The 24473-nt window shown below is 52.3% G+C and carries 19 protein-coding genes; 7 read left to right on the top strand and 12 right to left on the bottom strand.

Going from position 1 to position 24473, the window contains the following annotated elements; all coding sequences use genetic code 11:
- Positions 1 to 120: 120 nt before the first annotated feature.
- The 3 genes from H8K26_RS02445 (at position 121) to H8K26_RS02435 (ending at position 3569) form a co-directional block, all read left to right on the top strand.
- On the top strand, positions 121 to 1227 hold the full coding sequence (locus tag H8K26_RS02445; RefSeq protein ID WP_190477101.1) for an S-(hydroxymethyl)glutathione dehydrogenase/class III alcohol dehydrogenase: 1107 nt from the start codon (positions 121 to 123) through the stop codon (positions 1225 to 1227).
- On the top strand, positions 1227 to 2114 hold the full coding sequence (gene fghA / locus H8K26_RS02440) for an S-formylglutathione hydrolase (protein WP_317889234.1): 888 nt from the start codon (positions 1227 to 1229) through the stop codon (positions 2112 to 2114). Before H8K26_RS02445 ends, fghA begins: the two co-directional genes overlap by 1 nt.
- A gap of 333 nt (positions 2115 to 2447) precedes the next feature.
- The gene (locus tag H8K26_RS02435; RefSeq protein WP_186896261.1) at positions 2448 to 3569 is read left to right on the top strand and encodes a beta-ketoacyl-ACP synthase III; all 1122 of its coding nucleotides are present in this window, start codon (positions 2448 to 2450) and stop codon (positions 3567 to 3569) included.
- A gap of 34 nt (positions 3570 to 3603) precedes the next feature.
- Here H8K26_RS02435 and H8K26_RS02430 read toward each other — a convergent pair whose 3' ends face one another.
- The 3 genes from H8K26_RS02430 to H8K26_RS02420 all read right to left on the bottom strand — a co-directional run bounded on the left by H8K26_RS02430 (position 3604) and on the right by H8K26_RS02420 (position 8205).
- Positions 3604 to 5805, bottom strand: a complete 2202-nt coding sequence (locus H8K26_RS02430; protein WP_190477099.1) for a TonB-dependent receptor plug domain-containing protein — start codon at positions 5803 to 5805, stop codon at positions 3604 to 3606.
- A 118-nt stretch (positions 5806 to 5923) separates the two neighbouring features.
- On the bottom strand, positions 5924 to 7801 hold the full coding sequence (locus H8K26_RS02425) for a M56 family metallopeptidase (protein ID WP_190477097.1): 1878 nt from the start codon (positions 7799 to 7801) through the stop codon (positions 5924 to 5926).
- Positions 7798 to 8205, bottom strand: coding sequence for a BlaI/MecI/CopY family transcriptional regulator (locus H8K26_RS02420; RefSeq protein ID WP_190477095.1), 408 nt, complete (start codon positions 8203 to 8205; stop codon positions 7798 to 7800). Before H8K26_RS02420 ends, H8K26_RS02425 begins: the two co-directional genes overlap by 4 nt.
- 266 nt (positions 8206 to 8471) lie before the next feature.
- Here H8K26_RS02420 and H8K26_RS02415 point away from each other — a divergent pair, with 266 nt between their 5' ends.
- On the top strand, positions 8472 to 11063 hold the full coding sequence (locus tag H8K26_RS02415) for a cation-translocating P-type ATPase (protein ID WP_190477093.1): 2592 nt from the start codon (positions 8472 to 8474) through the stop codon (positions 11061 to 11063).
- Positions 11064 to 11082: 19 nt separating this feature from the next.
- On the opposite strand, the gene H8K26_RS02410 is transcribed toward H8K26_RS02415, so the two are convergent.
- The 3 genes from H8K26_RS02410 to H8K26_RS02400 form a co-directional block, all read right to left on the bottom strand.
- Entirely contained in the window at positions 11083 to 11604 is a 522-nt protein-coding gene (locus tag H8K26_RS02410; protein ID WP_186896256.1) for a TlpA family protein disulfide reductase, read from the bottom strand.
- Between the two features lie 132 nt (positions 11605 to 11736).
- The gene (locus H8K26_RS02405; protein WP_190477091.1) at positions 11737 to 12540 is read right to left on the bottom strand and encodes a transporter; all 804 of its coding nucleotides are present in this window, start codon (positions 12538 to 12540) and stop codon (positions 11737 to 11739) included.
- Between the two features lies 1 nt (position 12541).
- Complete coding sequence (locus tag H8K26_RS02400) at positions 12542 to 12997, bottom strand: Lrp/AsnC family transcriptional regulator (protein WP_186886100.1); 456 nt, start codon at positions 12995 to 12997, stop codon at positions 12542 to 12544.
- Positions 12998 to 13129: 132 nt separating this feature from the next.
- Between H8K26_RS02400 and lysA the strand changes: the two genes are divergently transcribed.
- Complete coding sequence (gene lysA, locus H8K26_RS02395) at positions 13130 to 14377, top strand: diaminopimelate decarboxylase (RefSeq protein WP_190477089.1); 1248 nt, start codon at positions 13130 to 13132, stop codon at positions 14375 to 14377.
- 70 nt (positions 14378 to 14447) lie between these two features.
- Here the strand turns inward: lysA and H8K26_RS02390 are convergent, their stop codons facing one another.
- The 3 genes from H8K26_RS02390 to H8K26_RS02380 form a co-directional block, all read right to left on the bottom strand.
- The gene (locus H8K26_RS02390) at positions 14448 to 15344 is read right to left on the bottom strand and encodes an alpha/beta hydrolase (RefSeq protein WP_190477088.1); all 897 of its coding nucleotides are present in this window, start codon (positions 15342 to 15344) and stop codon (positions 14448 to 14450) included.
- A 96-nt stretch (positions 15345 to 15440) separates the two neighbouring features.
- Positions 15441 to 15959, bottom strand: a complete 519-nt coding sequence (gene sodC / locus H8K26_RS02385) for a superoxide dismutase [Cu-Zn] SodC (protein ID WP_390365986.1) — start codon at positions 15957 to 15959, stop codon at positions 15441 to 15443.
- Positions 15960 to 16089: 130 nt separating this feature from the next.
- The gene (locus H8K26_RS02380) at positions 16090 to 16842 is read right to left on the bottom strand and encodes a phytanoyl-CoA dioxygenase family protein (protein ID WP_190477085.1); all 753 of its coding nucleotides are present in this window, start codon (positions 16840 to 16842) and stop codon (positions 16090 to 16092) included.
- 142 nt (positions 16843 to 16984) lie between these two features.
- Between H8K26_RS02380 and H8K26_RS02375 the strand changes: the two genes are divergently transcribed.
- Positions 16985 to 18040 (top strand): 3-deoxy-7-phosphoheptulonate synthase, encoded by a 1056-nt coding sequence (locus H8K26_RS02375; protein WP_190477084.1) that lies wholly within the window; start codon positions 16985 to 16987, stop codon positions 18038 to 18040.
- Positions 18041 to 18164: 124 nt separating this feature from the next.
- Here the strand turns inward: H8K26_RS02375 and H8K26_RS02370 are convergent, their stop codons facing one another.
- Positions 18165 to 20933 carry a M16 family metallopeptidase gene (locus H8K26_RS02370; RefSeq protein WP_190477083.1) on the bottom strand — a complete coding sequence of 923 codons (2769 nt, stop codon included), beginning with the start codon at positions 20931 to 20933 and terminating at the stop codon, positions 18165 to 18167.
- A gap of 607 nt (positions 20934 to 21540) precedes the next feature.
- On the opposite strand from H8K26_RS02370, the gene H8K26_RS02365 reads away from it, so the two are divergent.
- On the top strand, positions 21541 to 22104 hold the full coding sequence (locus H8K26_RS02365; protein WP_190477082.1) for a GNAT family N-acetyltransferase: 564 nt from the start codon (positions 21541 to 21543) through the stop codon (positions 22102 to 22104).
- A gap of 148 nt (positions 22105 to 22252) precedes the next feature.
- On the opposite strand, the gene H8K26_RS02360 is transcribed toward H8K26_RS02365, so the two are convergent.
- Complete coding sequence (locus tag H8K26_RS02360; RefSeq protein ID WP_190477081.1) at positions 22253 to 23614, bottom strand: formimidoylglutamate deiminase; 1362 nt, start codon at positions 23612 to 23614, stop codon at positions 22253 to 22255.
- Positions 23611 to 24426 carry an N-formylglutamate deformylase gene (gene hutG, locus H8K26_RS02355; protein ID WP_190477080.1) on the bottom strand — a complete coding sequence of 272 codons (816 nt, stop codon included), beginning with the start codon at positions 24424 to 24426 and terminating at the stop codon, positions 23611 to 23613. Before hutG ends, H8K26_RS02360 begins: the two co-directional genes overlap by 4 nt.
- Positions 24427 to 24473 lie beyond the last annotated feature (47 nt).

Genomic DNA, 24473 nt, shown 5'->3' with positions numbered 1-24473 from the left:
AGCTGTTTTACGCCACACTACGCGATAAGCGATGCAAGCGCGCGTGCTATCCACGACAATCTGCGGCATCACATCATCTGAAGAGCGCCATTCCCGGCGTTCTCTCCTTAAAGGATTAACATGAAAACCAAAGCCGCCATTGCCTGGAAAGCCGGAGCACCATTGACCATCGAAGAAGTCGATCTGCAAGGGCCGCGCGCAGGTGAAGTCCTGATCGAAGTCAAGGCCACCGGTATCTGCCACACCGATTACTACACGCTGTCCGGCGCCGATCCTGAAGGCCTGTTTCCGGCGATTCTGGGCCATGAAGGTGCCGGCATCATTGTTGATACCGGCCCGGGTGTCACCAGCGTGCGCAAAGGCGATCATGTGATTCCGTTGTACACGCCAGAATGCCGTCAATGCAAATTTTGTCTGTCGCGCAAAACCAATCTTTGTCAGGCTATCCGCTCGACTCAGGGTCGCGGTCTGATGCCAGATGCCACATCGCGCTTTTCGCTGAATGGCCAACCGCTGTTCCACTACATGGGCACCTCGACATTCTCTAACTACATCGTCGTGCCGGAAATTGCCGTCGCCAAAGTCCGCGAAGATGCACCATTCGACAAAATCTGCTACATCGGCTGCGGCGTGACCACCGGTGTCGGTGCTGTCGTATTCAGCGCGAAAGTGGAAGCCGGTGCGAATGTCGCCGTCTTCGGTCTGGGCGGTATTGGTCTGAACGTGATTCAGGCCGCCAAAATGGTCGGTGCAGACAAAATTATCGGTGTCGATATCAACCCTAAACGGCAGGAAATGGCACGTAAATTTGGCATGACGCACTTTGTGAATCCGAATGAAGTTGAAAACGTGGTGGATCACATCACGCAACTGACGGATGGCGGTGTCGATTATTCGTTTGAATGCATAGGCAATACCAAGGTCATGCGCCAAGCGCTTGAATGCTGCCACAAAGGCTGGGGACAATCCTTCATCATCGGCGTGGCGGAAGCCGGTGCAGAAATCAGCACCCGTCCGTTCCAGCTGGTGACGGGACGCGAATGGAAAGGCTCCGCCTTCGGCGGTGCCCGTGGCCGCACCGATGTGCCGAAAATCGTTGACTGGTACATGGAAGGCAAACTGAATATCGACGATCTGATTACCCATCGCCTGCCGCTGGAACGGATCAATGAAGGTTTTGATCTGATGAAGAGCGGCGAATCCATCCGTTCTGTTGTGCTGTACTGATGATGGCGGACGTCACGATAAAGGCGCTGTCTGAAGGTGTGGAACTGCTGAGCCAACACGCGTGTTTTGGCGGACTCCAGCAGTTTTATCGCCATGCATCCACAGAAATCGGACTGCCGATGCGCTTTTCAGTTTTTCTTCCACCGCAGGCACTGACAGGCGCAGCATGTCCGGCGATTTTTTTTCTGGCAGGTCTGACCTGCACCGAAGAAACCTTCATGATCAAAGCCGGAGCGCAACGCGTCGCTGCGCGTGAAGGGCTGATTCTGATCACGCCGGATACCAGTCCGCGTGGTGCGAATATTCCCGGTGACAGCGAGGCCTGGGATTTCGGCGTCGGTGCGGGCTTTTATCTGGATGCCATCGAAGCACCGTGGAGTGCGCACTACCGCATGGAAAGCTACATCGTCCATGAACTGCGTGCGCTCCTGACCCAGTTCTTACCCATCGACACAGAACGCCTCGGCATCATGGGGCATTCCATGGGGGGACATGGCGCACTGACACTGGCCTTGCGCCACCCCGGCATTTACAAAAGTCTGTCGGCTTTTGCACCGATCGCCGCGCCGACCGAATGTGCATGGGGACAGAAAGCGTTTCAGGGCTATCTCGGTAAGGATAATGCCGTCTGGGCAAAGCATGACGCCAGCCTGTTGATGGCACAACAAACGCTGGCACCTTTTCCACAAGGCATACTGATCGACCAGGGCGAGGCAGATCAGTTTCTGGCCAGTCAGTTACACCCGCATTTATTCGCAACCGCCTGCGAAAAAGCAGGGCAACCACTGACTTTGCGTCGGCATGCAGACTATGATCACGGGTACTACTTCATCAGCAGCTTTATCGAAGACCATTTACTGCACCATAAAAATCAGTTGACCACCTGATTTTGCGAGAGGATGAAGCACCGTGTACGCAGTACTTCATCCTGTCATCCGAGTTGACTGCTCCCTTCCGCCACAGTTAAATGCTTGTTTTTGATTCATTTTTTACCCTACTGGCTAGCATAAAAACTCTATTTCTATCGCTAATCGGATAAATTTGACGGAGTTTTGTGTAAAATTGGGCGACAACGTCGCGCTTACAACGCATTCACATGACCAACATTAGGGCGCCGCTATCCCTCATATTCCGATTATCGTCACCGGTGTAGCGCACACCATGCGCCCGGCACAATATTCCGTAGCGGAAACACGGCACCCAGCATAAGAAAGAAAACGATGAACAAAGTAGTCATCAGCGGCACCGGCCTTTACACACCTTCCGAATCCATCTCCAACGAAGAACTGATCGTCTGTTTTAACGCCTACGTACAGAAATTCAATCAGGAAAACGCCGCCGCCATCGCCGCCGGTGAAGTCACAGCACTCGAAGAATCTTCGGTCGCCTTCATAGAAAAAGCATCTGGCATCAAATCACGCTACGTCATCAACAAAGATGGCATTCTGGATGTCAACCGCATGGTGCCGCGCATTCCTGAGCGCAGCGATGACGAGCCTTCTGTGATGTGTGAAATTGCGATGGCCGCTTGCCATCAGGCGCTGGAGCGTGCTGGTCGCACAGCGGCAGATGTTGATGCTGTCATCTGCGCCGCATCGAATATGCAACGTGCGTATCCGGCGATGGCCGTCGAAATTCAGAATGCACTCGGTATTGACGGTTACGGCTTTGACATGAACGTCGCCTGCTCTTCTGCGACGTTTGGTATTCAGGCCGCGGTCAGTGCGATCCAAAGCGGACAAGCCCGTGCGGTGCTGGTCGTCAGCCCGGAAATCACCAGTGGTCATTTGAACTGGCGTGACCGCGACAGCCACTTTATTTTTGGTGACGGCTGTACTGCCATTTTGTTGGAGCGCGCTGATCTGGCAACATCAAAACACCAGTTTGAAATCCTTGGCCTGAAACTGAAAACTCAGTTCTCCAATAACATCCGTAACAATTTCGGTTTCCTGAACCGTGCCGACGAGTCTGGCATCGGCAAACCAGACAAATTGTTCCGCCAGCAAGGTCGTAAAGTATTCAAAGATGTGTGCCCGATGGCGGCAGCGACGATCACTTCCACTATCGAATCAACTGGTGTCCCTTTGCAAGACGTCAAACGCTTCTGGCTGCATCAGGCAAATTTGAATATGAACTTGCTGATTTCCCGCATGATACTGGGTCGCGACGCAACGCCTGAAGAATCACCGACGATACTCGACACTTACGCCAATACATCCTCTGCCGGTTCGATTATCGCGTTCCACAAATATCAGGATGATCTGACCGCCGGTAGCGTGGGCGTAATCTGCTCGTTTGGTGCTGGCTATTCCATTGGCTGTGTGCTGGTGAAAAAGCTCTGATCAATCCCTGGCTTCCAGGCTCTGTCAGACAAGGTCACAACTTAAGCTCCCACGCCAAACGCCATGTGCGCGCTGATTGCTGACGACTATTGTCGCTCCAGCGCGCGGTCGGCGTGGTGTAAGTGTCACTATCGACGCTGTCCTGTTGCAGCACATTGCTGATAGACATTCGTAGCTGGCTCTGAGGGTTTTGCTTCCAGGCCAGATAGAGATCAAGATGACGTTTTGGGTTGCGATGAACCCGCATATATTCTGATTCACGCGTAGTATTGCTGGCCTGAAAATGATAGTCCCCACCGATACGCAAACGAGGCAGCAGCTGATAATCTGCCCCTGTGCTGATCAGCAAAGGCACTTGTTGCGATAAGTGATTATCGGGACCAGGAACATTGTTCAGCCTTGACCAATTGCGGTTGAGCGTTGCGCGCAATTCCATGTCGGGGAAACGACTGGATAATTCTGCTAACTTTGTTTTCACTTCGATTTCCAGACCCATCACGCTGGCGCGGCCATGATTGCTCAACACATTCAGCCAGCTGCCGCCGCTCTGGCTAAGCTGCTCCATGATAATGTCGTCAATCTGACGCCGGTACAGATTCGCACTGATCAGGCTGGTGCTACCAAAATAATGTTCATACGCCAGCTCAAGACCCCACGCACGTTCAGGGCGCAGTTGTGGATTCCCCTGAAAGTCTGCATTAAGCGGAGTATTGTTGTTATCGACGCGAAAACGGCGCGGCACCAGATTGGCAACGCTGGGTAATTTAAAGCTGCGGTTCATTGCAAGCCGCCACTGCGTCTGTTCTGTCTGCTTCCAGACGGCTTGCAATATGGGACTGGCCATGGTCGCAACATTATTGAAATCAAACCCGTCAGCTGCGAGCAACTCTTTACTGCCGCTGGTAATGCGCTCCCAACGCAAGCCCAGATAAGCCGACCAGGTTTTATTGATACGCCATTCATCCTGTATGTAGGCAGCGAATTTATTGATGCGCGCCTGGTAGAAATGCGCATCGCTGATCACGCTGCTATCGCTTACCTGTACATCGCGTTCAAGGCGATTTTCATTGCGCAAGGCGTGGCTGACTTCCCAGCCCAGACTGACAACGTGGTCAGCCGAATACGGCGCAAGATATTTACCTGACAGGCGATATTCATTTTCCAGCGCAGCACCGTTGACGTAGCGTATTTCCTGCAAATTCGCCTGACTATCTTTACCCCAGAACTTGAATTTTGCGTCACGTTCCAGCCTGTTCCATCCAAAGTTAATGTTGAGTTTGGCGCTATCATCGAGACGACGTTCCCAACTGAGATCATTGCGCGATGTCAGCACATGCGCCGCCCAGAGACTATTGTTCGTCGGGAAGTCTGTCGTATCACTGTCGTCTTGCTCATGCTTTGCTTGTTCCAGTCTGCTGGCGTTAATGTTGCCTTGCCAGTTCAGACTGTTTTCTGCATTGATTTTCCATTGGATGCGAGGCGATAAATTCAAGCCATCTTTACGGTTTTGCTGCGACTGTTGTAGTTGCCTGCGGATTTGTGTTTGCCATTGTCCATTTGCAGGCTGAAAAACCGCGACGTTTTCCGCCAGGCTGATGTTGACATCATTGGTATTGCTTTCGGCATTTCCAGCTAAGACGTAAGAAATATCACCCCATTCTTCCGGAGCCTGCGCCCCAAGGCTCCAGGACACATTACCAGACAACCTGTTTGCTTGCAGGCTGGCATTGGCCTTAAATTCGCTCGCCTGTTTGCTGCTCTTTTTCTTGAGGACAATGTTAATGATGCCTGCGATGCTTTGGGCGCTCATATCAGCACTGGCGACGCGCATGACCTCGATTTTTTCTATCAAATCGGGAGCAATGTTATCGATGGAAAAACCGCTGGGCGTGGCCTGACCATTGAGCAGTATCTGGGTATAACCATTGCCTAAGCCACGCATACGTATTTCAGACGCTTTTCCCGCGCCTTCGCTGATGCTGATGCCGGGCAAACGTTTCAGCACTTCGCTAAGATTGGTATCGCCGTATTTTTCTATCTCGTCACGACCATAAATGCTGCGCATGCCGATGTCGTCCTGGCGCTCGCGTACTGCCGTTGTTTTTCCGGTGATGTCGACTTGCTGGCTGGTCGCTTGCGCGAACGTAGCTTTACTGACGAACAGGCTGAAGACAGCCACAGCCAGCACCTTTAGTCGCGGCAACTGACTGCTGAAAATTTCACGTGTAAATTGCATGGTGTGTCTTTCTTTTGTTGTGTGTGGACGTGCCCTGTCCTTGCACCGCTCGGGGCGCAATATGTAAGACATGGGGGGAGATAGCGTCAGCCAGCGAACCTGACTGACTAAAACCTGCTTAGCTGGCTGTGGTCGGTAGCATGGCAGCCCGTATATTCATCACATCACCATCGCGCGCATCAAGGTTTCTGGCATTCAGTAATACCATGACGACAGGCTTACCTCCGATATTCATACGCATGGCCAGACAGCGACCAGCCGCTTTGGAATAGCCAGTTTTGGACAGACTGATGTTCCAATCCTGGTTGGCCGTCAGGGCATTGCTACTCTGGTATTTTTGCAGCGTGCCGTCGATGAAAACAGCACCTTCGCTACGGCTGCTCTGGCGGCTTAACTCAGGATACGCAGCCGCAGCCATCACCAGTCTGGCAATGTCTTTAGCACTGGAGCGATTCTGGCTTGAAATACCGGTCGCTTCGACCAATTGTGTTTGCTGTAGCTTGAGCTGACTTATTTTCTTTTGTGCGGCATCGATAAATGCAGGCTCGCCACCGGGATAAGTCCTGGCCAGCGCCTTGGCAGCGATATTGCTGGAGGCGGTCAGCGCCAGTTCCAGCAAGCTTTGCCGCGTCAGTACCTGACCGGGCTTCAGCATGATCTGACGGGTATTCCAGACTGCAGCATCGTCTTTTGTGATGGTGATTTTTTCCTGTCGATCTAAACCTGCGTCGACAATCAGCATGGCCGTCATCAGTTTGGAGATAGAGGCGATAGGCACAATCGCGTCCGCATCTTTGTCCATCAATACCTGCCCGGTTTGCTCGTCCATCACAAGCACATGTTCAGACTGGGTGCGGACATATACTGTTCTGCGAGGTGCAGCGTTGTTAGCAGCGTTGTTTACAGTATTGGCGTTGCTGACATTACCATCGATTGCGGTCGGCACGGCAGGACGTTCTGGCATAGTCATATCCGCCGTTGCCATCATCGGCATCTGCATCAACAGCAGCAATGCCATTCCGATACCCAATACGGGGCTCGCCATTTTCCAGTGCCATGGTTGCGCGTCAGGACGTATCAGGTGTCTGATACGTGACAGCAGGTCACCGCCATTCGCAGCGAGCCCGGGCCGGTAAAGCACACCTGACTCGAGTTTATCCAGCGCTTGCAATGCACACGCCAAAGGGCGGGCGTGACCAACGGCACTGATTGCAAGGTCATCGGCAATCAATTCTCTTTCTGTATTGATGCGCCGTGACAACCACCAGACAGCAGGATGGTAGAACAACAAAGACAAGACCAGATTTTGCAATAAATTGACGGCGTAATCCCAGCGTTTGATATGACCAAGCTCGTGTGCCAGCAAGGCTTCTATCATGTCGTATGACATACCGCTCAGCAGCGACGCAGGCATGAGTATCACCGGTTTGAAACAACCGTAAGTAATGGGGCTGAATAATTGCTGGCGAAATTGCAGCGTTACCTGACGTTGGATACCAAATTTGTGCGCCAGTCGATTGGCGCGACACTGCCATGTTGATGACGCGTCAGCTAAGGTGCCCGTCGCATGCTGCGCTCCCAGCTTGTGTACCCATAGCAAACCCAGCCCAAGGCGTAGCATCATGATCGCGACGCCGAGACTCCAGACACTGACGATAAAGGGCAGGCAGGCGCCGATTCCCGCAACAAAAGCGCTTTCTTTTATCCACACCAGATCCAGAGCGATGGCCGTGTTTGTTGCCAGTTGTAATGCCGCCTCCAGACTGAGCGTTTGAGGCGCCTGCCATTGCTGGACAATGCTCAGCAATGGCCATAACAGGCACAGCAACATGGCGATACAGGCAATCAGATAACGTAAATGCGGGCGGGCATTGCGGCATAGCGCAAACAGGATAGCGCTGATGCTGGCGATCAAAGCGCCCTGCCAGACGAAATTGAGTAAAGGCCAGCCCAATACCTCACTCATGCTGCGCGTCATGATGTCTGCGGATATCATGATTTCTTTTCTTCCTGCAGAATTTGCTCTATCTCTTTGCGTTCTGCGGCGCTGACATGACCACGTAGGGCTGCCAGTACCAGCGCCTTGCCAGAACCGGCAAAGACTTTCTGTATCAGATCCTTGAGCAGATTAGTTTGCAGTGAGTCTTGTTCTTGTGACGGTGCATATACGTGCGATCGCTGGCGTTCATCGCGGGTCAAAATACCCTTCCCATGCATGATTTGCAGATGGCGCAATACCGTCGCATAGGCGAGGTCAGGACGTTCCGCATGGGCAGCCTCATGTACCTGTTTGGCATTCATCGGGCCCTGCTGCCACAGTATCTTAAGCAAATTCAGCTCCGAGGCTGTGGGCTTGGGGATGGCGGATGTGGACGATACAGATTTAGGAACGGAGTTCATGAATAACTTCGAAATCAGGAATGAATGCAGAATAAATGTTCTAGAAACTTTTGTCTAGAAATTTTTTTCTATAATATTTTCGACTAATAAGCACCGGATCTCAGTCCATTGCGACGCTTCATAATGCGACAGTCGCTTGCAAGCCATTGCAAATCAGTCGCCGGACTTGCTCTTGCACAAGCTTATCTGGCGAGTTTGTTTGCTACTATGAGCATGTGTTTTTTGCATACTCCTCACCTGCCAGCTCACGTGAAAAGGTTCAGTACATGGTATCCGAAGTGAACGCAATGACCGGTCTTAGCGCTACGGAAGCCGCCGCCCGGCTGACGGCAGAGGGCGCCAATGAATTACCCTCCGCCAGACCGCGCAACATCGCCAATATGATATGGAAAGTCATCAGTGAGCCCATGCTGCTGTTGCTGTTTGCCTGTGGTGGTGTCTATCTGATTCTTGGCGATACACACGGCGCTGTCGTACTGGTATTTTTTATCCTGATCATCGTCAGCATCAGTCTGTTTCAGGAACATAAAACCGAACGTGCACTCGAAGCACTGCGTGACTTATCCAGCCCACGAGCCATCGTGATACGCGACGGCAGACAGCAAAACATCGCCAGCCGGGACGTCGTTTGCGGTGATCTGTTGGTTTTGTCAGAAGGTGATCGTGTCGCTGCTGACGCCATATTAGTTTCGAGCATGAATATGAGCGTGGACGAATCCTTGCTGACCGGTGAATCTTTAGCTGTCGGAAAAACAGTGGCAAAGCCGGCGCCGCTCACAATGGGACAAGCTGGCGGCGAACACATGCCTTTTGTGTTTTCCGGATCACTAGTGGTGCAAGGCAACGGCATTGCGCGCGTGATGGCGACTGGCAGCCGCACGGCGATAGGAAAAATCGGACAAGCTCTGGCCAGCGTGCAACAGGAACCAACGCGCGTGCAGACTGAGATGGACAAAGTCGTCAAAATGATCGCCTTTGCCAGTCTGGCTGTCGCACTGCTGCTGACCATTTTCTATGGCATCAGTCGCCACGACTGGCTGAACGGGATTCTGGTTGGCATCACATTTGCCATGGCGCTGATTCCGGAAGAATTACCCGTCGTGCTGGCTCTTTTTCTGGGACTCGGTGCCTGGAGAATTGCCCGACAAAGAGTGTTGACCCGCCGCGTACCGGCGATTGAGATGCTCGGTGAAACAACGGTGCTGTGCGTCGATAAAACCGGCACGCTGACACAAAACAAAATGGCCGTTGCGCGCCTGTTTGCGCAAGGCAGCCACTATTGCTGTACCGCGCCCGATGCGAAGCAGCCACAGGTACTGGAAGAAGAGTTTCACGAAGTACTGGAATACGCGATTCTGGCCAGTCATCGCTCGCCATTTGATCCTATGGAAGTGGCGATTCAGGAATTCGGAAAATCAATGTTGGGGCAAACCGAACATCTGCACGATAGCTGGACGCTGGTTGATGAATATCCGCTCTCAAAAGAATTACTGGCGATGTCACGCGTATGGCAATCGGCCGATCAGGCACATTTTGTGATCGCCAGCAAAGGCGCGCCCGAAGCGATTGCCGATCTTTGTCATCTCAGCGTTGAGCAAATAAACGCATTGCACAAGGAAGTCGATCTGCTGGCGAAGCAAGGATTACGCGTACTTGGCGTCGCCAAAGCGCAATTCAGCCCGGTATCACTGTCTGCAACTGAAAATACAGATAAAAAACTGCCGCCTATCCAGCATGATTTCGAGTTTGAGTTCATCGGCCTGATCGCGCTCGCCGACCCGATCCGCGCTGGCGTACCCGCGGCGATACAGGATTGCCAGACTGCTGGCATCAGAGTCATCATGATTACCGGCGACTATCCTGCTACCGCGCAAAACATCGCTCAACAATGTGGCTTTGCAACATCCTCCGGCATCATGACCGGCGCCGAATTAACTGCGATTGACGATGCCGAACTCAGCCAACGCATCAAGACAACGGGTATCTTTTGCCGCGTATCGCCAGAGCAAAAACTAAGACTGGTCAACGTGCTGAAAAAGAATGGAGAGATCGTCGCGATGACCGGTGATGGCGTCAATGATGCGCCTGCATTAAAGGCCGCCCATATCGGTATCGCCATGGGCAAGCGCGGCACCGATGTAGCGCGTGAGTCGGCTGCACTGGTATTACTTGATGACGACTTTACAGCGATCGTGGCGACCATACGCTCAGGACGGCGCATCTTCGATAATTTACGCAAAACCATTCGTTTCATCATTGCTGTGCACATTCCGGTGATCGGCATGTCGCTGATTCCGGTGCTCGCAGGCTGGCCGCTGGTGCTTATGCCCGTGCATATTATGGTGTTGCAACTGATTATTGACCCGACCTGTTCACTGGTGTTCGAGGCGGAATCGGAAGAGCCCGATGTCATGCACAGACCACCGCGTTCCGTCAACGCCAGTATTTTTGATGCTGCAGTACTGCGTACCGGCTTGTTACATGGCACGGCGTTACTACTGACGGTGCTTGGTATCTATGGGTATGCATTGCAGCATTATCCAAATACCGGAGAAGCCCGCGCCCTGGCGTTCACGGCAATGGTGATAGGAAATATCGGTTTGATTTTTATTCATCGCAGCGTGTCGTCAGACATCATCCACAGTCTGCGTTTGCCAAATCCGGCATTGTGGTGGGTGGTCGCTACGGCCTCAGCAATCTTGCTTCTGGCGCTAAGCATACCGGCGATCAGTGCACTGTTTCACTTCGGGCAACCGGCTTTACCCGAAGTGCTGACCAGCGCCGCAGCGGCTCTGTTTTGTATCGGCCTGATTGCCGCAGCCAAAGCATACCGATACAGACAGCGCCGTTTGTCCTGAGCTGTGTCTCAGATGAAGATCAACCAGCTAAAGCTTTTTCCAACAAACCATGCAATTCAGTGAATGAAGGCTCACCGACATAACGTTTTAAAACATTGCCCTGCTTGTCGATAACATAGGTAGTCGGCGTCAGCTTTACATCGCCGAAAGCCTGCGCCAACTTGCCCTGCACATCCAGTGCAACGTGAAATGGCAGTTGCCGGGTCTCAGCATAATTGAGTACATAATTCGGCGGATCGTAGCTCATTGCCACCGCAACAAATTCCAGACCTTGCTTGTTGTACTTGTTATAGGTCTCTATCATTCGCGGCATCTCAGCGATACAAGTAGAACAGGAAGTCGCCCAGAAATTCACCATAACGACTTTGCCGCGCAAATCCTGCGTCGTCAATTTGTCGCCTTTCAGATTGGTGAACGTCACTTGTGGCATCGCCGGTTTGGCAGCGACCGATTGGTAAAAGAGAAAACCAAGCACAGCCAGTGCGATTGCGGCGATAGCGGCAAACAAAGCGAATTTACGTGGAGAAGACGGTGCCAACATGGGACTTCCTCAATAGTTCAGAGATAAGCGGGCATTATACGGTTTACGCGTGATGTCGGCAGCGTGTCATCCATGTAGCGCCGGATTGACTGCCCTCGGTCTGACCTTCATCAAACGGCTGCACTCCTGCAGCTAAAATAATCTGGCAACCGGCACAACCACGCCCGCAAAAAAAGCACGATCAGTGGCCGTAGCGCTGATGCCTTTGCTCAACCCTATATCAAAAGTCAAACGTTTGTTCGGGCTGTAAGTCAGCGCCAGCAAGATCTGATTTTGCGGCTGACTGCCTTTACTTTTAGTTCCCGACCACTCAGCAGTGACACCCAGAGCCTCGCTGAGGCTATATGAAAAAGCCGAAGACAGACCAGTTTGCCAACGCGATACGCCGTCATCTGCCCATCCCATTCTCGTCACATTCGCGTTCAGATCCAGATGCCAGTCGCCCAGGTCTTTGCTGTAAATACCGTTCAGGGTGTAATCGCGTTTTTCTGTACCTATCGCTTGTTTTGCGGTTGGCAGTTTCACGCCCAGCTCCAATCCGAAAGCAGTGTCGCTGTCGATCACAAACGCCCGCTTCAACACCAGATTCACGTCACCCATGCCACGCACACGCGCCCCCGCGCCATCATCATTCATCACCCGCAGATCACCGCCCAATAAGATGCCCCACTGCTCGGAAAAAGCCAGTTTCAACAATGAAGGCAAGCAGTCACGCCTCGCTTCTCCCGATTTACCGGATAACATACCGAACTCCGCTTCGAGCTGACCTGGAAACGGCAATTGCGCCGAGTTCGATACCGATGGCCGATACGGTGTGATCGGCGCATCGTTCTGCTCTGCGGCGGCAGCCAGAAGGCTTACGCTACCAGCCAACAATCCTGCGCCGATACGTTTGATACACGCAACTCTCTTACCGGAAAATCTCTTATTTTTCATCTCAGCCTCCTTCATGGACAGGTGCTGTAATCGTCTTTCCGGCAACATGCGTCGTCAGCACGATCGCCGTTGATGTCGATCCGAAGGCATTGAGCTCATTGATAATGCGCTGCAAATGCTCCACGTCAGTTGCCAGCACACGCATCACCGCACCGTCTTCGCCGGTAACCGTATAACAATCGATAATTTCTGGACAAGATGCGACATACTGCGCGTAAGGTCTGCCCTGCTGCGTCGATAAACGTATCATTGCTGTAATCTGATAACCGAGCGCCTTAGGATTCACGTCTGCACGGTAACCACGTATGACTTCAGCCGCCTCCAGACGCTTGATGCGTTCGGATACGGCGGGTTGACTCAGATGCACCTGACGGCCAATTTCCGCATGCGACATGCGTGCATCCTGTTGCAATAAACTCAGGATTTTCTGATCAAAATTATCTATTTTGGGATTCATAAGGAGACAAAAGAATTTTCCGTTGAATTCCATCAATCACGGTTGAATTGCTTATGGAATCCTATTTAAGCATCACGAAGCGCTTGTTAAAGTAGAGCTTACACTAAACCCGGTAAGGTTCAAGAGATCATCATGACGACCACTATCAGCAACACCCAGATCGCGCAGATCGCCAAAGAATTCCACACCCCTTGCTGGGCATACGATGCCAGCATCATTCGCCAGCAAATCGCCCGCCTTAAACAGTTTGACGTGATCCGATTTGCTCAGAAAGCCTCCAGCAATATTCATCTGCTGCGCCTGATGCGCGAACAAGGGGTGATGGTTGACTCGGTCTCTCTTGGTGAGGTTGAACGGGCACTGGCGGCCGGTTATGCGCCAACCGCCAATGCCGATCAGACCCATGCACCGATCGTGTTCACAGCGGATCTGCTGGATCGCAATGCATTGAAACGCGTGGTCGAACTGAATATTCCCGTTAACTGCGGTTCGCCACAAATGCTGGAACAGCTTGGACAGGCACATCGCGGGCATCCGGTCTGGCTGCGTATCAATCCCGGTTTTGGTCATGGTCACAGCCGCAAAACCAATACCGGCGGAGAACAAAGCAAACACGGCATCTGGTTTGAAGAATTGCCGGATGCACTGAAGATCATTGACCAGTATGGTTTGCAACTGGTGGGTCTGCACATGCATATAGGCTCAGGCGTTGATTACGACCACTTGCAAAGCGTCTGCGATGCAATGATCGCGCAGGTAAAAACCGCAAATCGTGACTTACAGGCGATCTCCATCGGCGGCGGCTTATCGATTCCTTATCGTGGCGATGAAGCTGTGGTCGATACCGATCATTATTTCCAGATCTGGGATAAAGCGCGTAAAGAAATTGAAGCGCATCTCGGCCACAAAATCAGTATGGAAATTGAACCGGGACGTTTTCTGGTTGCACAGTCGGGCATCCTGATTTCGGAATTACGTGCGCAAAAACAAGTCGGCAGTAATTTCTTTGTACTGGTCGACGCCGGCTTTAATGATCTTGCCCGCCCGGCGATGTATGGCAGTTTCCATCGCATCACCGCCCACACCGCGGACGGCACACCGCGCACGACCGCATTGAAGCCAACCGTGGTGGCGGGTCCTTTGTGCGAATCCGGTGATGTGTTCACACAGGAAGACGGCGGCGTCGTGATAACGCAGGATTTACCCGCCTGCGAAATCGGAGATCTGTTTGTCTTTCACGATACCGGCGCTTACGGTGCCAGCATGTCGTCGAATTACAATTCACGTCCGCTGATTCCGGAAGTGCTGGTCGATGGCGATAAAATCACGCAAATCCGCCGTCGTCAGACCATACAGGAACTCATCGCTTTAGAGCTGTAATACAGGGCCCATTGCGATGAAAACGAAAGGCGCTATACGTGCCATACAGCTCACGCTGTTGCGCCTTTTTTTATTTCAGACAAGCTCCGAGAAACTCCTGAATTTTTGCGGACACCTGGCGTCCCTGAGAACCAAAAGCGAAATGATCGGCATCGGCAATCGTCATTAACTCCACCGATGCGCCAGTTGCTTTCATTTTCTTTGTAAAATCCCTTGCCTGCCGCACAGGTACAGTCGCATCCAGCTCGCCCTGCAACAGCAATAATGACGGCAGCTTATTTTTAAGTTTGCTTGATGCCGGGATATAACTGACAGGACTGGCGTCTTGGTAGATGTTCGCCGATGCAGAGAAATCTTCACCCAGCAGCGATTTCAACATTACCCGCGGTGACATGGGGCCGCGTATTGCAGGGTCGGCAGTTTTCCACCAATCGACAAAATCCAGCGGCGGCGCATGTAAAACCGCACACCGCAACTGACTGCTGATACCAGCATAACCACCTGTGTTTTCCCATTTCCCCGGCGTGACCGCTGCCAGTGCAAGCAAATGCGCACCGGCGGAAACACCAAATGCGCCAATTTTTTCGGGATTGATCTGATACTCAACTGCATGGCTGCGTAACCAGCGCACCGCACATTTCACATCCTCTATCTGCGCCGGAAACCGTGCTGCGGGCGCCAGGCGGTAATCCACACTCATAGCGACAAAACCCATACGCGATAATTGCTGCAACAAACCGTGTAAATCCGTACGGGAACCGCCGAGCCAGCTACCGCCGTGTACCACTATCATCGCAGCGTATGGCGGCGATGCGTTGGCCGCTGGCAGCACATCAAATTTCAGAGGTACATCATCGCCGCAAGCGGTGACGGTTTGCAACACCGGCGTCGCTGTTGTCGTTGCAGCCTGCGCTGGATGAATGAATATCACCAGAATCAACACAGATAAACAAAAACGCAGAAGCATAAAAACCATTAAAAAGAAGTACGAAGAAAAAAACCTCACGTCAGACGCAAGGTTTTCAAATCACGACACAAAAGAAACTGCTCATGCCCTTGGAAATTACGGAACCACGCCACACGCCATACGTGCACCGCCACCGCCCAGCATTGCAGGATGATCGCTATGATTATCGCCACCCGCATGCACCATCAGCGCATGCCCACTGAGATCGGCCGCCTTCAGACGCGGTGCCAGCACAGGATAATTCGCCTTGCCATCCGCATTCACGTACAACGCTGGTAAATCGCCTTTATGTCCTTTGCCATACGGCCCCAGATGCGCGCCTGATTTTTCCGGGTCCCAATGTCCTCCGGCGCCTAATGCCGCTGTCGCGACGCCATTATTTGCAGCTGGTGCGCAAGAAGGATTCGCGTGTACGTGAAAACCGTGCACACCGGCTGGAAAACCAGTTAAATCCGGTGTCATCAGCAAACCGTAGGCAGTATCTTCCAGTGTCACTTTGCCAGCAGAACCTAGATTGCCGCTCGCATCGACAAAATGCAATTCCAGTGTTTGTGCCTGCGCAATTCCAGTAATCAGGCTTGCCGCCATCAGACTCAGCTTCATTTTCGATAACATGTTGTCTCCTCAGGTTGTATGACAGGTGAAACGAAGCCATTGCCCGCATGTATGCATGTAACAACATTCTGCAACGGTATCTGGCAATGGACTGTGAAGCACAGCAAAGGCTGACTATACACTTTTTATATCACAAAGGAATTTCAGGCAAACTCGCCGAACGCGAACCTGCTTCCGGCACATTTGCCGCATCCCGATAAGTGAATACCATAGAAAATTTTCCTGCGGTGGTCAGATTTTTTCCCGCCGCATGAAACAGATTACTGTGAAACAGCAAGACATCACCTTGCTGCAAAGCCACTGGATTCGCCTGTGCCAGCAAGGCTTGATTCTGCGGCAAATCAGCACGTAAAAACTGTGCCGCATCCAATTGCGATGCATCTATCTGAAGCTGATGCGATCCCGGTATCACCAGCAGACATCCGTTTTCCACCGTTTCATGTCGTAAGGCCAGCCACGCTGAAATCAGTTCGGCGCGCGCAAAATGCCAGTAGCGGCTGTCACGGTGCCAGCCAGTTGCCGTGGAATACTGCGGCTGTTTCGTCATGATGCAATTGTGATGTGCTTGCGACATCAGCGCACCATTGCCAAGTAATTGCAACAATGGCTGCGCCAGTGCCGCGCCTGTCGCCCATGTTGCCAGCAGAGAATCACGCCCATACGCCTGCAACAAACGGCGTGCGGTATGCCCACCTTCGGCTTCGCGCGATGCCGGTGCGCCGGGATAGCGGGTATCCGCCTCATATTCTATGGGCTGTACGTCGTCCGTTAATTGTTGCTCTGCAAAGCGAATCACTTGTTCGCAAAAATCCGGCGTTGCCAATCCTGGTAAAACTAAAAAACCCTGAGTCTGAAACTCCTGAATCTGATCATGACTAAGCATTGTTATTGCCAATTTTCAAAAAGTGCAAAGCACTATTGTGCCACGCACTCGACACCGCGTTGCCCTGAAAACAGGCAAGTTTTGCGGCAGAGCAGCAAATTAAGTCATAATAGTCTCCAGGTTTTTCACTACTGACACCAACATGACTACTACCGCACTCGAAAATATCAACATCGTCTCGTTTGACCACATGCCTGCGCCGGAAGAGCTGCATGCACGTTTGCCGCTCACGGAAGCGGCAGGTAACGTCGTCGAACAAAGCCGCGAAGCCCTGCGCAATATCCTTGATCGCAAAGACAAACGTCTGTTCGTCGTCGTCGGCCCTTGCTCCATTCACGATCCGGTGGCGGGTCTGGATTACGCGCGTCGTCTGAAAGCGTTGCAGGCAGAAGTCAGCGATGTGATGTTGCTGGTGATGCGTGTCTATTTTGAAAAACCACGCACCACGACCGGCTGGAAAGGTTACATCAACGACCCGTATCTGGATGATTCTTTCCGTGTCGATGAAGGCATGGAAAAAGCGCGTCGCTTTTTACTCGACGTCTGCGAGCTCGGTTTGCCTACCGGCACCGAGGCACTCGACCCGATTTCACCGCAATACCTGGGTGATCTGATCGCCTGGACAGCAATTGGCGCACGTACGACAGAATCGCAGACCCACCGGGAAATGTCGTCCGGTCTGTCAACACCAGTCGGTTTCAAAAATGGTACTGACGGTGACATCAGCATCGCGATCAATGCGATTCTGTCCGCCTCGCATCCACATTCCTTCCTCGGCTACAACAGTCAGGGTCAGGTGTCGATAGTACGCACCAGCGGCAATCAATATGGCCATGTCGTGTTGCGTGGCGGCGGTGATCGTCCGAACTACGACACGGTGTCGGTGGCGATGGCGCAGCAGGCACTGGTGAAAGCGAAACTGCCGCCGAACATCGTGGTTGACTGCTCACATGCCAACAGCTTCAAAAAGCCGGAATTGCAACCACTGGTGATGGCGGATGTGGTGAACCAGATCGCCAACGGCAATGACGCTATCGTCGGCGTCATGATCGAATCGAATATCGTCGCGGGTAATCAGGCAATTCCTGCCGATTTATCGCAACTGAAATACGGCTGTTCCGTCACCGATGCCTGTGTGGACTGGAACACGACCGAAAATATGCTGCGTGAAGCAGCCGCCAGATTGCGTCAGAAATAATCTGGCTCAATCTGGTTCAGCATGTAAAAAAGCGCAGTGTGAAAAATCACACTGCGCTTTTTTTATATTTCCACTGACAGTTACGCGAGCAGAATTTTCTGTCGCGTTATGCCCTCAAAAAAACTTACTTCGCGGCTGCTGCTTTTTTCGCTGCGCCAGCAAAATCGCCGACATAGAAATGGGCAAAACTGTCTGGTTTCACGTATTTGCGTATCACCGCATTCACATCGTCCAGCGTCAGTGCGGCAATTTTCGCTTCGACCTCAGCATCAAATGCCATAGAGCGACCAACATATAACTGGCCGCGCAGGTTGCCTGCCAATGCCGGATCTTGCGCACGGCGGATATTGCCTTCCTGTGCGATAGACTGCTTCGCGTCCGCCAACTCTGCTGCCGTCACGCCATCTTTGACTAACAAAGCCAGCTCTTCTTTCACGCCGGTTTGTAATTTCGCCAGATTTTGCGGTGCGTACATTGCGTACAAAACAACCGCTGCGTTTTTGTCCAGACTCGGCACGCTCAGTGAACTGCCGGCACCGTAGCTGATGCCTTCTTTCTGACGCAGGCGATTGAACAGACGTGATTTGATACCACCACCGAGGATATTATTGGCAACGCGCAACGCTGGATAATCAGGCGACTGGTCATCGAGTTCAAACGGCAGTGATGCCAGATAAAACGCATTCGCTTTGTCCGGAGTTTCTATGCTGTTCGCTTGCCCGTTTGCATTCAGATTCAGGCTGGGAACACGAACATACTTCGCTGGACTATTCCAGTCGCCAAGCACCGTGGCCAGTTTCGTTTTGACTTCTGCCGCATCAAAATCACCGACCAGAGAAAACTCGGCACTGTTTGCACCATAGAAGGTTTTGTAGAAATCTTTGACGCTGTCGAGTTTTGCAGTGCTGTATTCTTCCATCGCTTCATTGAAAGAAGACTGATAACGAATATCGCCTTTTTTATACAGACTGTTTTTCAAAGCGCCCATCGCACGTGTTGCAACGGCTTGTGGCTCGTTTTTACCAGATTCTATCTGCGTCAGATTTTCTTTGACCAGCAAATCGAATTCAGATTGCGGGAAAGTCGGTGCACGCAGAACGTCACGCAGCAGATCTAGCAAGGCAGGCAGATTGGCGCGCACGGTGTCAAAGCTGACATTCAGATTCTGACCTGCACCGGAAATACGTAATTTAGCTTTCAGCTCACCGAGTTTGGTATCGAGTTCGGCACGGGTAAATTTTCCCGAACCGCGCATCAGCATATCCGCAGTCAGATCGGCAACAGCGACTTTGCCGAACAGGGATTTTTCATCGCCGAAATGCAGACTCAGATTGCCATTCACGGTTTCACCGCGTGTTTTTTTACTCAACAACGCGACTTTCGCACCATTTTTCAGCGTCAGTTTTTCTGTGCGCTTATCGATATTGGCAGCGGTTGCATCGAAAGTTTCGCCTGCCGCTACAGTCGCACGGCCTTTGTAACCCTCTACCAGTTTGGCAACGTCCGGTGCCGCCGGAATTTCGGCGCGATCAGGTTTTGCCACTGGCAGGAACTGACCGTAACTGCGGTTATCGGCTTTAAAGTAATTTTGCGCGACGCGCTGTACATCAGCAACTGTCAGCGCCTCAATGCGATCACGTTTTACGAAAAACATGCGCCAGTCACCCAGCGCGATCGATTCAGACATACTGACGCACAGACGTTGCGGATCATTGTTGATTTTTTCCAAAGTATTCAGCAGATTGGTTTTCGCCCGTTTCAATTCAGCTTCGGTGACTGGTTCTTGCGCCAGCCCTTCGACTGTTTCAATCAGACCTGCTTTAACGTCAGCCACATTCTGATCTTTGCTAATGATACCGAGGAACATGATGTAGCCAGGCTCTGCCAGCTGGAAAGGCACGTCTTCGACACTCACCGCCTTTTTGCTTTCCACCAGTTTTTTATACAAACGGCCATTGGGTGCCGAACCAAGAATCTCGCCTAACGCAGATACTGCAACAGCATCGGTATGACTGCCTGATGATGTCGGATACAGTACGGCAGCCAGTTGCTGATCGCTGACGCGGCGTACTGTTACCTCACGCGTACCGTCGCGTGGTGCTTCGCGGGTCCAGGTGTTGCTCAGTTCACGTGTCGGTTTGGCGATGACACCAAAGGATTTTTCGATCAGCGCCAGCGTTTTTGCCGGATCGAATTTACCGGCCACCATCAGCACAGCATTATCCGGCTGATAGAACTTACGGTAAAACGCCTGCAGGTTAGTAATTTTCACACCCTCGACGTCAGAGCGTGCACCGATGGTGCTGTGACCATAGTTGTGCCAGTCGAAAGTGGCGGCACTCAACTGCTTCCAGAGTACGCCAATCGGATTGTTTTCACCGATTTCCATTTCATTGCGGACCACGGAAAATTCGGTATCGAGATCAACCCGCGCCACTTTGGAATTGACCATGCGGTCGGCTTCCATTTCCAGCGCCCATTTCAGATTATCTTCACTGGCAGGGAAGGTTTCGAAGTAATTGGTGCGATCGTAAGACGTGGTGCCATTGAACTGCATGCCGCGCTTGCCCAGCTCTTGCATGATGTTGCCACGGTCTTTGGTACCCTTGAACACCATGTGCTCAAGCAAATGCGCCATACCTGTTTCGCCGTAACTTTCATGGCGTGAACCAACAAGATAAGTCACATTGACGGTGGTGGTTGGTTTTGATGCATCCGGTGCCAGCAATACGCGCAAGCCGTTAGGCAAACGGTATTCCGTGATGCCTTCAACACTGGTGTACGCAGTCGCTTTTGCTGCAACAACCGCTTTTGGCGCTGCTGCAAGGGTAGGCATTGCAGTCGCAGCAGTAAACGCGAGGGCAAATGCAAGGCAAATTGGTTTGAGTTTCATTGATTTATTCCATTAGTCGTTAAACGGTCAACTTCACTACTTCTGAACTTTTCTCTTCTATTTCTCTGATCTCTGATGTCAGGCTGACATCGATAACAGCGATCAGTACCACTGATGCACCATCACGCCGGAAAGGCGGTTTTGCATGCACCTCGTTAGGACAGAAAATGCTTGTTCTCTTATTAAACGAGAAATGAAGCATAACAAATTTTCATTGTTTTGCGAGAGTTTGTGACGAAACGATGAATACGCCGACGAAATGCAGAATGTGGTCAATAAAAATAGCGTGAATTCCCCCTCAAGAAGATCGCTGAAGTTCATCGACAATATCAATAAAAATGGGGAGTATGTGGCTTTTTCATCCTTATCTCTTTATGAAATAAGGATGTCTGGAAATACTGGGAGGGAGTATATTTATTCTTTCGCGACGAATTAGTGCGCCACAGACACTTCAATGCTGGCTTGATTCGCCTGACTTTCGCTTACTTCGGCTCCACCGCTTGCCAGTAGATTGGTTTTGTCTGGCAGGAATACTAACCTGCTCCTGTGCAGCGGCGTTGCACGAAAAACCAAGCAGCGACACATCCCTTGCACCTGAGATCAACCGATGACATCTTCACCCACGTCTTACACCGTACGTCCCTTAACCGCACACGAATGGCAACAATATCGGCAGATCAGACTTCGCTCTCTTGCCGATGCGCCAGACGCCTTTGGCAGCACACTCGCCGCAGAAAAAGATCGTCCTGACGATGTCTGGGCAACACGACTCTTACTGGCAACAAGCTCAGGAAAAGATCGCCCGTTAATAGCGGAAATCTCGGGCATTAAAAATGAATTTGCTGGTTTGCTGTGGGCGAAAGAGGATGCCACTGATACTTCCGTCGTCAATATTTTTCAGGTGTGGGTGGCACCAGAATATCGGGGACAAGGTATGGCAGCGGCGCTGCTCAGAGCAGCAATTCTCTGGGCGAGATCCAGACGCGCCAAGCTTGTTCAATTAGGGGTGACATGCGGCGACAGCGCCGCAATGCGACTCTATCTCCGGGAAGGATTTCAGGCCGTCGGCGTGCCTGAACCGCTGCGTCCGGATTCCGCTTTACTGGAACAAACAATGCGTCTGGTACTGGAGCAAACGCCTGTCGCCACGGACATTCCCCCTGAGAAATAGTGGCATATTGATTGCGCATCGACCTTGTTCATTGACTGAAAATTGGGGGAGTATGCACAAAAACAGCCTTAATCTCAGCATAAAATAAGGAGGTTTAAAAATACTCCCCCCAGTATATTTTTCACGTCCAACAACGGAAAATGCAAAATCACAGCCTGCGCAACTCGCGCATGCAATTGACATAGGCGCTTTCTATCTGCGCTTGATGGCAGTGGCGGCCATTGCTGACGACTTGTTTTCCACCGACATAAACGTCACGCACCAGCGTATCGTTTCCGGCAAAGATCCAGGTATTCAGGACATCGCTGCTGGAAATTCCGGCCAGATTCGGATGCGCATCGTCGAGCACAATGAAGTCGGCACGATAACCGGAAGCGAGTTTGCCCAGCCTGCGCCCGCTGGCTTGCGCGCCGCCTTGCAGCGCTGATTGCCACAGAAAATCGCCCACCTTTTTTTGCTGCGCGTTGCTGGCAATATTACGACCTTGCAGACGCAGACGCTGGCCATATTCCAGCCAGCGCAATTCTTCGACCACGCTGTGCGAAACATGGCTGTCGCTGCCGATACCGAAACGGCCACCGGCGGCGACGTAATCCGGCAAATCGAAAAAGCCATCACCCAGATTCGCTTCGGTGGTCGGGCAAAGTCCAGCCACGGCACCGCTGGCGGCGATGCCGGCGACTTCAGTTGACGTCAGATGCGTTGCATGCACGAGGCACCAGCGCTGATCGACGAGCCCGGTATCCAGCAGCAATTCGACCGGGCGCTGGCCGCTGGCAGCAAGACAAGCCTCAACTTCTTTGATCTGCTCTGCGATATGGATATGCACTGGCCGCCCGACAGGCATTGCCTGTTGCAGCTCACGTATCTGGCCTATGCTGGCCGCACGCAGTGAATGCGGCGCAACGCCAACTTCCACCTGATGACTGCGGCTGGCTTCCAGATTTTGTACCAGCAGCAATATGTCATCGACACTCGTTGCAAAGCGACGTTGATCATCACGCAGCGGCTTTGCATGGAAGTCAGCATAGCTATACAACACCGGCAGCATAGTCATGCCGATGCCGCTCTGACTGGCAGCAGCGATCAGGCGTTGCGCCATTTCCGCCGGATTTGCATACATCTTACCCGCAGGGTCACGGTGCAGATAATGGAATTCGCACACAGCGGTGTAACCGTGGCGCAGACATTCTGCATACAGTTGTGCGGCAATCGCCTGTATCTGCTCTGGCGTGATGTGCAGCGCGTAGCGATACATGAGATCGCGCCAGGTCCAGAAACTGTCTTTGCTGTCACCGGCGATTTCGGTCATGCCCGCCATCGCGCGCTGGAATGCGTGGGAATGCAGATTGCACATGCCAGGTAACACGTAAGTCGCCTGCGGTTCGCCGGGTCTGACGGTGGCATCGTTTTCTATGCTTTGAATATCGCCCTGCGCATCCCACTGCAGGCGGACATTCTTTGTCCAGCCTTGCGGCAAAAACGCATTGCGCGCAAACAGCGTGGTCATGCCGCCTCCGTTTCATTCGCCCAGTCTATGCACTGCTGCAGCAATTGCCGCAACAGACCCTGCACCTGCTGTGCCAGATCGGGGCGATACGCATACGGCGCGGCTTCGTTCATATACATGCGCTGGCTCATTTCCAATTGCACTGCGTGAATGTGCTGTGCGGGTTGTCCGTACTGGCGCGTGATATAACCGCCCTTAAATCGACCATTGAATACATGGCTATAGCGCTGCGCATCAGCGGAATATTGCAAGCAGGCCGCCAGCCTTTGCTGTAATGCGGGGGCGCAGGATTTCTGATCGGCGGTACCAAAATTCAGATCAGGTAATCTGCCATCAAAAAAGCGCGGCACGACCGATGGAATGGAGTGGGCATCCCACAACACCACTCTGCGATGCTGACGCTGCAAGCGGGCAAGTTCTGCTTGCAATTGCTGGTGATATGGTTGCCAGTACGTTTGGATGCGTCGCTGAATTTCAGCGTCCGTCGGTAGCTGATCCGGCAGATACAAAGGCTGTTTGGCAAACGTATCGACGGGACACAGGCCTGTCGTATCCTGCCCCGGATACAGATTCGCATTATCCGGCGCACGATTCAGATCAATCACATAGCGCGAATGCTCCGCTATCAGCGTTGATGCGCCCAGCTCCTGCGCCATGTTGTAAAGCAAAGCTAAATGCCAGTCGGTATCCGCTTTCTCTTGCGCCACTGGCAGCATCTGCGCGGCGACTTCGGCTGGTATCGTTGTTCCGACATGCGGCATGGAAATCAGTAAAGGCGTGCTGCCTGGTTGAAAATGGAATGCGGGATACATGGGACGCTTTCAAAAATGGCTAAGACGATAGAGGTAATGTTAGCGAT

The organism is Cognatundibacterium aquatile, from assembly GCF_014699135.1.
GTDB classification, from domain to species: domain Bacteria; phylum Pseudomonadota; class Gammaproteobacteria; order Burkholderiales; family Burkholderiaceae_D; genus Undibacterium; species Undibacterium aquatile.
This window is presented reverse-complemented; position numbering and strand designations above follow the sequence as displayed.